Genomic DNA, 12,843 nt, shown 5'->3' with positions numbered 1-12,843 from the left:
ATGCGAACCTGGATCGTCCCGCTCTTCCTGGCCATGCTGGCCCTGCTGCCGCTGCCATCAAAGGCCGCGGCGCCGGCTGGCGGCCAGGCCGCGCTGCTGCTCGACGGCCGCCAGCCCGAGGTCGATCCATGGCCGGCGGTCCGGGTGCTGGTCGATCCCGGTCACCGGCTGGACGTCGGCATCCTGGCGGACGCGCCGGAACGTTTCAAAGATCCGGGTTCGCCCTTCGCCAGCATCGGCGTGCGGAAGGGGACGGCATGGCTGCGCTTTCCGGTGCAGGCGGCGATGACCGACGACGGCGACTGGGTGCTCGACATCGCCTATGGCCTGATCACCCGCGCCGACCTCTGGCTGCTGCGCGACGGCCGTATCGTGCGTCACGCGGCGGGCGGTTCCGGGATCGATCCGGAGGGCGCCCTCGGGCACGGCAATCCCGCCTTCCGGCTGGCGCTGGAACCCGGCGTGCACTATGAGGTGCTGCTGAAGGTCCAGACCGAAGCGCCGAAGATCCTGCCGGTCATGCTGCGCAAGCCCGAAGCCTCCTACGGCGCGGCGATGGACGAGCAGCTCCTGCAAGGCCTGCTGTCCGGCCTCAGCCTGTTCCTGGTGATCTACAGCCTGGCGCAATGGGCCCACCTGCGCGAATCGCTGTACGCCAAGTACGCGCTGTACATCGGCAGCCTGGCCATCTATTCGGCCGCGGTGTACGGCGTCGGCGGCCGCTACCTGTGGCCGGGGAATATGTGGGCGGCGCTGCACCTGAGCGGCATCGCGGCCATGCTGTGCTCCTGCAGCGCCTACCTGTTCGTCGAGCACCTGCTGGCCCGTCCCGGCCGCGACCGCGTCTACTCGATCGTGATGAAGTCCTGCGCCGTGCTGTGCCTGCTGAACGCGGCCGCCTTCGGCCTCGACCTGATCCACGACGAGTTCCTGATCATGATGGTCAGCACCCTCGGCATCTTCCCCACCCTGTTCGGCCTGCCGGGCGCCTTCCGCCTGGCGCGCCGCCGCGACCCGGTCGGCATCTGGCTGCTGGTCGGCTGGACGATCAGCTTCACCGGCGCCGCCGTCATGACCAAGGTATCGCATGGGGGCGCCGCCCCGGACTTCTGGAACATGCACGCGGTGCAGTTCGGCGCCGCCCTCGACATGCTGGCCTTCCTGCGCATCGTCGGCCTGCGCAGCCGCGCGACCCGCGACGCCACCCTGCGCGCGGAAGCCGCGACCCGCATGAAGTCGGAGTTCCTGGCGAACATGAGCCACGAGATCCGCACGCCGATGAACGCCATCCTCGGCATGAGCCGGCTGGCCCTGATGGCCGAGCCGAATCCGAAGCTGCGCAACTACCTCGGCAAGATCCTCGGCGCCGGCGAGCACCTGCTGGGCATCATCAACGACATCCTCGACTTTTCCAAGATCGAGGCCGGCCGCATGACCGTCGAGGCGACCCCGTTCGCCCTCGACGGCCTGCTCGATCACCTGGCCGGCATCGCCGGCGTCAAGTCCGACGCCAAGCAGCTCGAGCTGGTGTTCCGCGTTGCGCCGGACGTGCCGCCCCACCTGGTGGGCGATCCGCTGCGCCTGGGCCAGGTGCTGATCAACCTGACCAACAATGCCGTCAAGTTCACCGAGCGCGGCGAGATCGTGGTGGCGGTCGAGCTGGTCGAGCCGGTCGAGCCGGTCGACCGCGCGGCCGGCCAGGCGCGCCTGCGCTTCACGGTCAGCGACACCGGCATCGGCATGAGCGGCGAACAGCTCGCCGGCCTGTTCCAGGCCTTCGCCCAGGCCGACAGCTCGATCACCCGCAAGTACGGCGGCACCGGCCTCGGCCTGACGATCTCGAAGCAGCTGGTCGAGCTGATGGGCGGCGCGATCGGCGTGACCAGCACACTGGGCGCCGGCAGCCGCTTCAGCTTCACCGTCACGCTCGGCGTCGGCAGCGCCGACGACCTGCCCTCGACCGCCCTGGGCCAGGCCCGCGTGATGGTGGTCGACGACAGCGCCAGCGCGCGCGACGCCCTGGTCGAGATGCTCGGCGCCTACGGCATCCGCGCCAGCGTGGCCGCGTCCGGCGAGGACGCCCTCGAACTGCTGGCCCAGGCCACCGGCGCCGGCAACCCCTACGAGCTGGTGCTGATGGATTACCGCATGCCCGGCTGGGACGGCGTCGAGACCATCCGCCGTATCCGCCTTGATGCCCGCGTCAAGGCGGCGCCGGCGATCCTGATGGTCAGCGCCTGCACCCGCGAAGGCGTGCTGCAGGAACAAGGCGACCTGCCGCTCGACGGCTTCCTGACCAAGCCGGTGAACCCGGCCCTGCTCCATCACAGCGTGCTGCAGGCCTTGCATCCGGAGCTGGTGCTGCCGCCCGCCGCCGGCGCGCCGGGCGCCCTGCCCGACCTGGCCCGCCTGGACGGCGCCCGCATCCTGCTGGTCGACGACAATGCCAACAACCGCGAAGTCGCGCTCGACTTCCTGGCGGCCGCGCGCATGCGGGTCGACACCGCCGCCGACGGCCTGGAAGCCGTGGCGATGGTGAAGGAAGGCGATTACGACCTGGTGCTGATGGACATCCAGATGCCGGTGCTGGACGGCCTGAGCGCCGCGCGCGAGATCCGCGCCCTGCCCGGCCGCGAAACGCTGCCGATCGTCGCCATGACCGCCAACGCCATGTCCGGCGACCGCGAACGCAGCCTGGCTGCCGGCATGAACGACCACGTGGTCAAGCCGATCGAACCGGAGCTGCTGTTCCACGCGCTGCTGCGCTGGATCGAGCCGGCGCGCCTGCTGGGACGCGCGCTGCCGGAAGCGCGGGATGCTTCCCCCGGCGCCGATGCCGGCGACGATGGCGCGGCGCTGCCGCCGCCGCTGGCCGGGGTCGACTGGAGCCTGGCGCTGGCCAGCGCCGGCGCCGAGCCGGCCCGCCTGCGCCGCCGCCTCGCCAGCTTCGTCCGCGAATACGGCCAGGCGCCGGCCCTGATCCGCGATGCCCTCTCCAGCGGCGCCGACGAGGTCCTGCTCGGACTGGCGCACAACCTGCGCTCGGGCGCGACATATATCGGCGCCGCCGCCCTGGCGCGCATCGCCGGCGACCTCGAACAGGAATTGCGCGCCGGCCGCCGCGAGCGCCTGCCGCTGCTGGCGCCGGAACTCTCGCTGAGCCTCGATGCCGTGCTGCGGGGCCTGGCGCGCAGCCAGGCTGCGGACAGCGGCAGCCGCGCCGAGCAGGCGCCCGCAACGGGGACCGGCGTGCCGGCGCTGGTGCGGCGCCTGGCCGGCTACCTGCGCGCTGCCGACGCGCGTGCCGAAGACGCCCTCGCCGAACTGCAGGCCGCCCTGCCGGCAGACAGTCACGCGGCCCTGCTGGCGGCGCTGCGCAAGGCGGTCGACGATATCGAGTACGACAGTGCGCTGGCCCTGCTCGCGGAACTGGAACAGCTGGAGGAAGCGCAGACATGAATCCGCTCGAACCGCAGAAAGTCCTGATCGCCGACGACGATGCGATCAACCGCCAGGTGCTGGCCGACCTCCTGAAGCCCGAGTACACGGTGCTGCTGGCGAAGAACGGCGAACAGACGCTGGAGCGCACCCAGCGCCACGCACCCGACCTGGTGCTGCTGGACGTGATGATGCCGGACATGGACGGCTACGAAGTGCTGCGCCGGCTGCGCGCCGATCCGCAGACGGCCCACACCACGGTCATCTTCATCTCCGGCATGAACCGGCCGGAAGACGAGGCCAACGGTCTCAATGCGGGCGCCGCCGACTACATCGCCAAGCCCTTCAACGCCACCGTGGTGATGGCGCGCGTGGCCATGCACCTGCAACTGGCGAGGCAACGCCGCATGCTGGAGCGCCTGGCCAACGTCGACGGCCTGACCGAGCTGGCCAACCGCCGCCGCTTCGACGAGCTGTACGAGGTCGAATGGCAGCGCGCCCAGCGCAACGGCCGGCCGCTGTCGCTGGCCCTGCTCGACATTGACGCCTTCAAGCAGTACAACGACCACTACGGCCACCCGGCCGGCGACCGCGCCCTGCGCGCGGTGGCGCGCGCCGCCAGCGCCGGCCTGCGCCGCCCGGCCGATCTCGCGGCCCGCTACGGCGGCGAGGAAGTGGTGCTGTTGCTGCCGGACACCGACGCCACCCAGGCCCGGCACGTGGTGGACGGCATCCTCAAGGCCATCGTCGAACTGCGGCTTGCGCACGCGGCGTCCGGCGTGGCGGCGTGGCTGACCGTCAGCGCGGGCGGCGCCACCCTGGGCGAACATGGGCCGGGACAGCGTCCGGAAACGGCGGCCGAGCTGTTCGAAGCGGCTGACGTGCAGTTGTACCGGGCCAAGCATGGGGGACGGAATCGGGTGGCCTGGCGCGGTCGGGACTAGGGTCGCGGAGTGGCTGGAGCGTATGGCCGCGCCGATTATCGCGGGGAGTCGCGCAACAGGTGTTTGGTGAAGGCTTGCGCCGGCCGCCATAGCAAAGGCAGCCTGCTCGCGGCACCGAGTCGTTTTATGTACTTCGAACGGCGGATTGCGATCGCAATCTGCTCGGCGATGTCATTCCTGCCTTTCGCCACCGAGGTTTGGTAGAGGTTTTCAAAAAATTTCTCGTCCAACCTGTGGCCGATATAGATCTTTGCAATTCGATTGATCTCGAACTTTTCTCTCTCAAACAACGATGCTTCGTCTAGTTTGCCGAACAGTTCGAGCGCAATCATCGTGCGATAGCACTTCTCGCATCGGCAACAATTTCTATGGTCTTGCCCTTTCGAGTCCGCGCCGCGATAGCAAACATGAAGCTCACGGAGGGCGTTCAGGTCCTTGGTCAGGTATTCGATCTTCTCCGTTCGGGTATAGGCTGTTCCCTCGTGGACAATTTTAGTGTGAACGGTCGAAAAAAGCGGGTCCGACAAGGGGTGGGATCCCCATGGGTCCAGACTACCGTAGTCATAGGAAGCCGGTATCAGGGTCTCATGAAAATGGTTTTCGAACATGAGAGCCACTGCCGCGAGTGCCGGACCGTGCGAAATAGCTTCCCAATGCGCCTTGCGCCATCGCATTTCCCGGATGTTGGTCCTCACCGGGATAAAGCTTGCCCCGTAGTGCGCGGCCATCTTTCCAAGCCGTGCGCAATGCTTCTCAAACTCATCATTCTTAGAAATAGGCATGTCGAAACCCTGAACCGTGATCCAGTTCTTCACATCGGGGCGTCGTAGAACCGTGAATGTCGAGTCGACTCCGGCTGAGAAAAAGGAGGCAGCTCCGCGCTCATGTGCGAATGCCTGAACCTCCGGCGGTCCCGAGACAATATCTACTACGTGGACGTCCTTCCGCCAGTAGGCCCATAGCCGCAAAACACTTTCGGCTCCACGCATCAGCTCAGGGTCGACAGAAAAAGGAATATGCAGGCTTTCGCCAAGGGTTGCCGCTATTGGCAGGAGAATCGACAGCCAGGGATTGCCAGATGTGCTTGGCTCATATGCACCAGGCAGCTCAAACCAATAGTCTTCGATAAAGCCGTCGTCGTATTGAACTTGCCCGGTTATCCGGGTGCGACCATTCAGCTGACTTGTTTTCTCGACGTTTAGTAGGCGCATGGCAAGTCCGTATTCTCGACTATCAGTTTTAATTTGGATTACCGCTTGATAATTTCAGCGGCCAAGTTACTTATCTAAAAACTAACAAGTATCGAAAACACGTTTTACCACAAGCGTTAATTTCCAGCCCTTTCCTTTCTGAAATTTAATAATAGACTTGGTTGACGCACTGTTTCTTTCGGGAAAAACAGTAGTTACAAGATAAATTCTTACAAACCAGCAAGTTACTACCGTCCATATTGACGCACTTGTTCTAACCCCGCTATTACAAGCGCCTCAACTCTGCGCACGACACCACTCCGGTTCTCCACCCAAAAGTAAGCGCTGGCATCCTACGTCGGCATGTCGCCGGGCAGTGACGGTATGAGCTTGGATCGCATCGCCGTAATGCGACATTTCGTGTCTGAACAAGCCTCGAATTAACGCAAACTTGCGATCGACGTTTGGCAGCGTGAAGGATCGGGCAAGATCTTGACGCAAAAAAACAACTTTCGCCCATCAATATTTGCAATTATTATAACCATGAGTAAACGGACATAATAATGGAAAAAAACATTCCTTATCTCGATGGTTGGCGCGGCGCAGCAATCAGTTGCTTGCTCATAGGACATTTTTTCGCGATTCCAGGACTAAATCTGGGCACCGTCGGGGTGGGCCTGTTTTTCGTCCTCTCAGGCTTGTTGATGGCGAATGTTCTGTTCGTCAAGGAAGTAGGCTTCGGAACATTTTATCGGCGGCGCGTCGCACGGGTTTTCCCATCAGTGGCCGTTTATCTTGCAGTCATCCTTGGCGTATGGGTCGTTACCGGTCAACCGGTTTCGGCTACGGAATTTTTTTCCGCCCTTACGTTCACGAATAACTATTTTGTGGTCGACCGATGGGTAATGCCTCTTGGGCATATCTGGTCGCTGAGTGTCGAAGAACATTCATATGTCATTCTTTCGCTCGCCGCATTGTGGTGCCGTACGCATGAAGGTCGTGGCAGGTCCGCAATCGGCCTGATCCTGGCGGTGATCATCGCTGCAATCGCGGTCTACACACTCGTGCCTTCTGCGAAGGTAAGCGGGTACCATTCCCATACCGAGGTAGCGTCGCTGGGTATTTTTGCGGCTGGATTCATTTTCTTGAGTATGACCGTGGGTGGCGTGCGCTTGAGCCGCCCTTGGGTTTCACCAATAGCGCTGATGATCGGCGGCGCAGCCTACTGGTGGTCAGTCCCGCCAGGCCTACGGCTGATTGCCGGTCCCATTGCGTTTGCCGTGGCGATCAATGCCATGGCCGGTGCCCCCGGCTGGTATCGTTCGATCTTCGAGTTTGGATGGCTGCGCAGGCTCGGGACCTGTTCGTTCTCGCTGTATCTATGGCAGCAGCCCTTCTATCAACTCTACCGCCACCATGGCATGTCGCCAGTTCTGGGCCTCATCCTGGCTTCGACCGCCGGGTGGGCAGCTTTCCACCTGATCGAGCACCCGGCGCGCTTGTACCTAAATAAACGATGGGGCGCGAAACCAGGTGTGGTGATTGATCCGGAATCCAGCAACATTCGGGCTGAAATCTAGTGTTCAGCCAAGGTCTCGCGACGCCCGGCGGCTGGCAACATGACGCTGGCTGTTGCGTTTGCCGACGTTTGCAACGAAATAGAAAAAGCCCACTTGCGAGTGGGCTTTGTCATGAATCGGTTCAGGCGAGGACAGGAATCGAACCTGTCTGGGCGGCGTTGCAAGCCGCTGCATAACCTCTTTGCTACCTCGCCGAAGAGAATCCTACGCCCCTGCCAGACGCGCGCTGTGCGCTGGCTCAAGAGTCGAGCGCCCAAGGCCGCCGCCGGCAGACGGCGGCGCGCAATGGCATACTGGCTGGCCCGACTTCAGGACCACCATGAATACAGATAAACGATTAAGTTTCGAGGAACTGACGCAGCTGGCGACGGCATCGGCAGCCGTCACGCAGGACTGTACTTGCGCCATCGACTCCTTCCGCGAATGGACGCGCATTCCGGCAGCCTTCCCGGAGCAGCAGGTGCGCGCCCTTGGCACGCTGGTCGAGGATCCCTACGCCGAAGCGAGCTACGACGAATACCATCCGCACAAGACGAACTACTGGTCGGCGGAGGCGCCGATCGCCTGGCGCCACTATCCCTACAACCGCTGCGGCGTGTTCCAGTGCAGCGTGTGCGGGCGATGCTGCCTGAAGTACGTGGAAGCCGGCGGCTATTACGTCGAGCCGCGCATCCGCGCCCTCGATCCGGCACTGCTGGTGGACGCGCCGCTCAGCGCATGAAGGGCCAGGCCAGCACGCGCTTCACGTGCAGCAGCGGGCGCGCGGTCAGGTAGGCGCCCGCCGCACCGAAGGCCAGCAGGCAGCGCAGGTCGCCGATGACGGCGAGCCAGACGCCGGCGACGGTGACGAAGGACAGCAGCAGCATCAGCAGCAGCTCGATGCTGAGGAAAAACGGCGAGGCCTGGCGCCAGGCGCGCAGCACCAGTGCGCCGGCTTCTTTGATGTTCTTGATCTCTTGACTCATGATCGTTCGGCCGGCAAGCGGCGGTGGGCAACCGGCGATTATAGAGCAATCCGCCGGCTACTGCCCGGTCTGCCGCGCCAGCGCCACGAAGGCGTGCAGGTAGTCGGTATCCCAGTCCGCCTCGCGCGCGCCGAGGTGGATGTGCTTCTGGATCCCCGTCGGCCCGAGCCGCAAGGTATGCAGGCGCAGCTGCGGCGCGTAATCCGTCACCAGCCATTTCGGCAGCGCTGTCACCCCGCGGCCGCTGGCCACCATCTGCAGCATGATGTCGGTGGTCTCGATGGTCTTGTGCCGGCGCGGCCTGCAGTTGGCCGGCAGCAGGAACATGGTGTAGACGTCGAGGCGGTCGATCGGCACCGGATAGGTGATCAGGGTTTCCTCGATCAGCTGCTCCGGCCTCACCTCTTCCTGGCCGGCCCAGGGATGGTGTTCGTGTACCACCAGCACCTGCTCGTAGCCGAACACCGGCTCGAAGCGCAGGCCGGGACGCAGCACCGGATCGGGCGTGACGACCAGGTCGATCTCGTAGCCCAGCAAGGCTGCGATGCCGCCGAACTGGAACTTCTGCTTGACGTCGACGTCGACCAGCGGCCACGCCTCCAGATAGGGCGTCACCACTTTCAGCAGCCACTGGTAGCAGGGATGGCACTCCATGCCGATGCGCAGCGTGCCGCGCTCCCCCTGCGCGAACTGGGCCAGCTGCTGCTCCGCCAGCACCAGCTGCGGCAGCAGGCGCTGGGCCACCGCGAGCAGGTAGTCGCCGGCCTGGGTCAGGCGCAGCGAGCGGCCTTCGCGGATCCAGATCTCGGTGCCGGCATGCTGCTCCAGCTTGCGCATGCTGTGGCTCAGCGCCGACTGGGTCAGGTGCAGCACCTCGGCGGCGGCCGTGACTGATCCCTGGCGTTTCACTTCGAGGAGGATTTCCAGATGGGCGCGCTCGAGCATATATGAATGAAATCGATGGATACGTGAAAAATGACCATTTTACTTCATGACAAAGCACCAATAACATGAATGAAATAAATCATTCATGGAGTTGGCATGACCACTATTCATAACCTGGGATTCCCGCGCATCGGCGTCAAACGCGAACTGAAATTCGCGCTGGAGGCTTACTGGAAGGGCGAATCCTCACGCGAGACGCTCCAGCAACTGGGTGCCGGGCTGCGCGCACGCCACTGGCAGGACCAGGCCGGCCTCGATCTCGTGCCGGTGGGCGACTTCTCCTTCTACGACCAGGTGCTCGACATGAGCTTCACCCTCGGCAACCTGCCCGAGCGCGTGCAGGGCTTCCACGGCGACGCGCTCGACAACTACTTCCGCGTGGCGCGCGGCCGCTCGGCGCAATCGGCCGAAGAGCATGCGGGCTGCTGCGGCGGGGTCGCGGCCGGCGAGATGACCAAGTGGTTCGACACCAACTACCACTACATCGTGCCGGAGTTCTCGGCCGGGACCGAATTCAGGCTCGACGCCTCGCGCCTGCTCGCCCAGCTGGCCGAAGCCAGGTCCCAGGGCGTGAAAGCCAAGCCGGTGATCCTCGGCCCGGTCAGCTACCTGGCGCTGGGCAAGGCGAAGGATGGCGCCGACAAGCTGGCCCTGCTGCCCGCCCTGCTGAACGTCTACGCGCAACTGCTGTGCGTCCTCGCCGAACAGGGCGTGACATGGGTGCAAGTGGACGAACCGATCCTGGTGACGGAGCTCGACGCCGACTGGCAGCACGCCGTCAACAGCGCCTACCACCACCTCAAGGCCTGCCCGGTCAAGCTGCTGCTGGCGACCTACTTCGGCCAGCTGCAGGAAAACCTCTATCTGGCCGCCAACCTGCCGGTGGCCGGGCTGCACGTCGACGCCATCCGCGGCCGCGAGGACGTCCGTCCGCTGCTGAATCTCCTGCCCAACCACAAGGTGCTGTCGCTGGGCGTGATCGACGGCCGCAATATCTGGAAGACCGACCTGAACGCGCTGCTGGACTGGCTGGAGCCGATTGCAAGCAGCCTGGGCGAGCGCCTGTGGATCGCACCGTCCTGCTCGCTGCTGCACGTGCCGGTGGACCTGGGCAGCGAACGGAAGCTCGATGCGGAGATCAAGTCCTGGCTCGCCTTCGCCCTGCAGAAGCTCGACGAGTTGCGGGTGCTGGCCCAGGCCCTGCGCGGCGGCCGCGAGTCCGTGAAGGAGGCGCTGGCGGACAATGCCGCCGCCCTGGCCGCGCGCCGCGCCTCGCCGCGCGTGAACGATCCGGTGGTGCGGGCCGCGGTCAAGGCGGTCGACCCCGCCGTCGGCTGCCGCGACAGCGCCTACGCCGAACGGGCCGCGCTGCAGGCCGCCCTGCTCCGCCTGCCGGCCTACCCGACCACCACCATCGGCTCCTTCCCGCAGACGCCCGAGATCCGCCAGGCGCGCAGCAGCCACAAGGCCGGCCTGCTGGACGATGCCGGCTACCGGGCGGCGATGCGCGCCGAGATCGAGCGCAGCGTGCGCGAACAGGAAGCCCTCGGCCTGGACGTGCTGGTGCACGGCGAGGCCGAGCGCAACGACATGGTCGAGTACTTCGGCGAGCAGCTCGACGGCTACGCCTTCAGCCAGTACGGCTGGGTCCAGTCCTACGGTTCGCGCTGCGTCAAGCCGCCCATCCTGTTCGGCGACATCAAGCGCCCGCGCGCGATGACGGTCGACTGGATCGCCTACGCCCAGTCGCTGACGGACAAGCCGATGAAGGGCATGCTGACCGGCCCGGTGACCATCCTGAACTGGTCCTTCGTGCGCGACGACCAGCCGCGCGCCGAGTCCTGCCGCCAGCTGGCGCTGGCGATCCGCGCGGAAGTGCTGGACCTGGAGCGGGCCGGCGTGCGCGTGATCCAGATCGACGAAGCCGCCCTGCGCGAAGGCCTGCCGCTGCGCCGCGCGCAATGGCAGGACTACCTGGACTGGGCGATCGAGTCCTTCCGCATCGCCGCCAACGGCGTGCGGGACACGACCCAGATCCACACCCATATGTGCTATTCGGAGTTCAACGACATCATCGCGGCGATCGCCGGCATGGATGCGGACGTGATCACCATCGAGACCTCGCGCTCCAGCATGGAGCTGCTGGACGCCTTCGACCACTTCCGCTATCCGAACGAGATCGGCCCGGGCGTCTACGACATCCACTCGCCCAACATCCCGACTACCGAACACATCGTGCAGCTGATGAAGAAGGCGGCCGAGCGCATTCCGGCCGAGCGGCTGTGGGTCAATCCGGATTGCGGCCTGAAGACGCGCCAGTGGGCCGAGGTGATCCCGGCGCTGAGCAATATGGTGGCCGCGGCCAGGGAGCTGCGCGCCGCGGCTTGAAAGGCCTGCTCAGCTCAATCGCTGCCGGAGGCGGCAAAGGCCGGGGAAGCCTCGCCGCGCCCGACCCGCTTCACCAGCAGCTGGTCGATGCGGTAATGGTCGACGTCCAGCACCTCGAAGCGCATGCCCTCGTACTCCACGCTGTCGGTGGGCTTGGGCACCTTGCGCAGCATGTACATCATGAAGCCGGCCGCGGTTTCGTAGTGCTCTTCCTCGGGCAGGGAATCGAGCTCGAGCACGCGCTTCATGTCCGCCACCGGGGTGCTGCCGTCGATCAGCCAGGAGCCGTCTTCGCGCCGCAGGGCCTGCTGGTCGGCTTCCATCGGGCTGCCCCACTTGCCCATCACCGTCACCATGATGTCGCTGAGGGTGATCACGCCGACCACCAGCGCATATTCGTTGATCACCACCGCGAAGGTCTCCTTGGTGGCGCGGAAGCGGTCCAGCAGTTCGGACAGGGTCAGGCTGTCGGGAATCATCAGCACCGTGCGGATGCTCGATTCGTTCAGCTGGAAGCCGGAGCGCTTGTGCAGCAGGCCCACCAGGATGTCGCGCGTGTCGACATAGCCGATCACGCGGTCGATCACGCCGTCGCAGACCGGGAACTTGGACAGCGCATGGGTCGCGATCTTCTGGCGGATGCTGTCTTCCGGCTCGCTCAGGTTGAAGAACACCACGTTCTCGCGGGTCGTCATGGTGGACGTCACCGCCCGCGACTCGAGTTCGAAGACGTTCTCGATGAAGTGCTGCTCCTGCTTCTGCAGCACGCCGGCCTGGGCGCCGGCTTCCACCACCGCCGAGATCTCGTCGAAGGTGATGCGGTCTTCGCGCGTGGTGTCGATGCCGAAGACCCGGAACAGCATGTTCGCCACCTTGTTCAGCGCCCAGGAGAAGGGCTTGAAGAAGCGGATGATGAACAGGACCGGCCGGATCACGGCCATCGCCGTGCTCTCCGGCGCGATCATCGCCAGGCGCTTGGGCATCAGGTCGGCGAACAGCACGAACAGGGTCGTGACGAACACGAAGGACAGGGCGAAAGCCAGGTTCTCGCGCCCCGGCCCCGCATACACCACCGACAGCCAGTCGAAGAAGAATGGCCGCAGGGCCCCTTCGCCGAGGATACCGCCGAGGATGGCGATCGCATTCAGGCCGATCTGCGAGGCCGCGAAGAAATCGGCCGATTGCGCTTGCAGCGATATGACCTTGTGGGCGCGCTCGTCGCCTGCCTCGGCCAGCAGCTTGAGTTTGATTTTGCGTGCGCCGGCCAGCGAGATCTCCGTCAGGGACAGGAAGCCGGCGGCAAGCACCAATACGGCCAGTAGGGCCAAATGTTCGAACAAGTTCATGGGACACCCGGGACTTTGTTATCACTTTAGCATATACCCGGGATGCG

The 12,843-nt window shown here is 64.8% G+C and carries 9 protein-coding genes and 1 tRNA gene; 5 read left to right on the top strand and 5 right to left on the bottom strand.

Annotation, left to right across the window (positions count from 1 at the left end; genetic code table 11):
- Both AC1DIX_RS00730 and AC1DIX_RS00725 read left to right on the top strand, forming a co-directional pair.
- Complete coding sequence (locus tag AC1DIX_RS00730; RefSeq protein WP_477321230.1) at positions 1–3,459, top strand: hybrid sensor histidine kinase/response regulator; 3,459 nt, start codon at positions 1–3, stop codon at positions 3,457–3,459.
- A complete protein-coding gene (locus tag AC1DIX_RS00725) occupies positions 3,456–4,382 on the top strand; it encodes a diguanylate cyclase (RefSeq protein WP_477321228.1) in 927 nt (308 codons plus the stop codon). The genes AC1DIX_RS00730 and AC1DIX_RS00725 overlap by 4 nt, the downstream gene beginning before the upstream one ends.
- A gap of 35 nt (positions 4,383–4,417) precedes the next feature.
- Here AC1DIX_RS00725 and AC1DIX_RS00720 read toward each other — a convergent pair whose 3' ends face one another.
- The gene (locus AC1DIX_RS00720) at positions 4,418–5,593 is read right to left on the bottom strand and encodes a hypothetical protein (RefSeq protein WP_477321226.1); all 1,176 of its coding nucleotides are present in this window, start codon (positions 5,591–5,593) and stop codon (positions 4,418–4,420) included.
- Positions 5,594–6,135: 542 nt separating this feature from the next.
- On the opposite strand from AC1DIX_RS00720, the gene AC1DIX_RS00715 reads away from it, so the two are divergent.
- Complete coding sequence (locus AC1DIX_RS00715) at positions 6,136–7,152, top strand: acyltransferase family protein (RefSeq protein WP_477321224.1); 1,017 nt, start codon at positions 6,136–6,138, stop codon at positions 7,150–7,152.
- Between the two features lie 123 nt (positions 7,153–7,275).
- Here the strand turns inward: AC1DIX_RS00715 and AC1DIX_RS00710 are convergent.
- Positions 7,276–7,346: transfer RNA gene (locus AC1DIX_RS00710), tRNA-Cys, on the bottom strand.
- 125 nt (positions 7,347–7,471) lie between these two features.
- Here AC1DIX_RS00710 and AC1DIX_RS00705 point away from each other — a divergent pair.
- The gene (locus AC1DIX_RS00705; RefSeq protein ID WP_441934019.1) at positions 7,472–7,873 is read left to right on the top strand and encodes a hypothetical protein; all 402 of its coding nucleotides are present in this window, start codon (positions 7,472–7,474) and stop codon (positions 7,871–7,873) included.
- Here the strand turns inward: AC1DIX_RS00705 and AC1DIX_RS00700 are convergent.
- Together AC1DIX_RS00700 and AC1DIX_RS00695 are read right to left on the bottom strand one after the other, a co-directional pair.
- Positions 7,863–8,117, bottom strand: a complete 255-nt coding sequence (locus AC1DIX_RS00700) for a hypothetical protein (RefSeq protein ID WP_477321222.1) — start codon at positions 8,115–8,117, stop codon at positions 7,863–7,865. The genes AC1DIX_RS00705 and AC1DIX_RS00700 overlap by 11 nt on opposite strands.
- A 57-nt stretch (positions 8,118–8,174) precedes the next feature.
- On the bottom strand, positions 8,175–9,062 hold the full coding sequence (locus tag AC1DIX_RS00695; RefSeq protein WP_477321220.1) for a LysR family transcriptional regulator: 888 nt from the start codon (positions 9,060–9,062) through the stop codon (positions 8,175–8,177).
- Positions 9,063–9,158: 96 nt separating this feature from the next.
- Between AC1DIX_RS00695 and metE the strand changes: the two genes are divergently transcribed.
- Positions 9,159–11,450, top strand: a complete 2,292-nt coding sequence (metE, locus tag AC1DIX_RS00690) for a 5-methyltetrahydropteroyltriglutamate--homocysteine S-methyltransferase (protein ID WP_477321218.1) — start codon at positions 9,159–9,161, stop codon at positions 11,448–11,450.
- A 14-nt stretch (positions 11,451–11,464) separates the two neighbouring features.
- On the opposite strand, the gene paeA is transcribed toward metE, so the two are convergent.
- Entirely contained in the window at positions 11,465–12,796 is a 1,332-nt protein-coding gene (gene paeA / locus AC1DIX_RS00685) for a polyamine export protein PaeA (protein WP_477321216.1), read from the bottom strand.
- Between the last annotated feature and the right edge of the window lie 47 nt (positions 12,797–12,843).

The sequence above is a fragment of the Massilia sp. 05N420 genome (genome assembly GCF_056397205.1).
The sequence above is the reverse complement of the archived record's forward strand: the minus strand, read 5'-3'. Positions and strand labels throughout refer to the sequence as shown.

Coding starts and splice junctions, on each gene's coding strand:
- AC1DIX_RS00705 (WP_441934019.1), top strand. CDS start 7,472: ATGAATACAGATAAACGATTAAGTTTCGAGGAACTGACGCAGCTGGCG.
- AC1DIX_RS00715 (WP_477321224.1), top strand. CDS start 6,136: ATGGAAAAAAACATTCCTTATCTCGATGGTTGGCGCGGCGCAGCAATC.
- AC1DIX_RS00720 (WP_477321226.1), bottom strand. CDS start 5,593: ATGCGCCTACTAAACGTCGAGAAAACAAGTCAGCTGAATGGTCGCACC.
- paeA (WP_477321216.1), bottom strand. CDS start 12,796: ATGAACTTGTTCGAACATTTGGCCCTACTGGCCGTATTGGTGCTTGCC.
- AC1DIX_RS00695 (WP_477321220.1), bottom strand. CDS start 9,062: ATGCTCGAGCGCGCCCATCTGGAAATCCTCCTCGAAGTGAAACGCCAG.
- AC1DIX_RS00730 (WP_477321230.1), top strand. CDS start 1: ATGCGAACCTGGATCGTCCCGCTCTTCCTGGCCATGCTGGCCCTGCTG.
- AC1DIX_RS00725 (WP_477321228.1), top strand. CDS start 3,456: ATGAATCCGCTCGAACCGCAGAAAGTCCTGATCGCCGACGACGATGCG.
- metE (WP_477321218.1), top strand. CDS start 9,159: ATGACCACTATTCATAACCTGGGATTCCCGCGCATCGGCGTCAAACGC.
- AC1DIX_RS00700 (WP_477321222.1), bottom strand. CDS start 8,117: ATGAGTCAAGAGATCAAGAACATCAAAGAAGCCGGCGCACTGGTGCTG.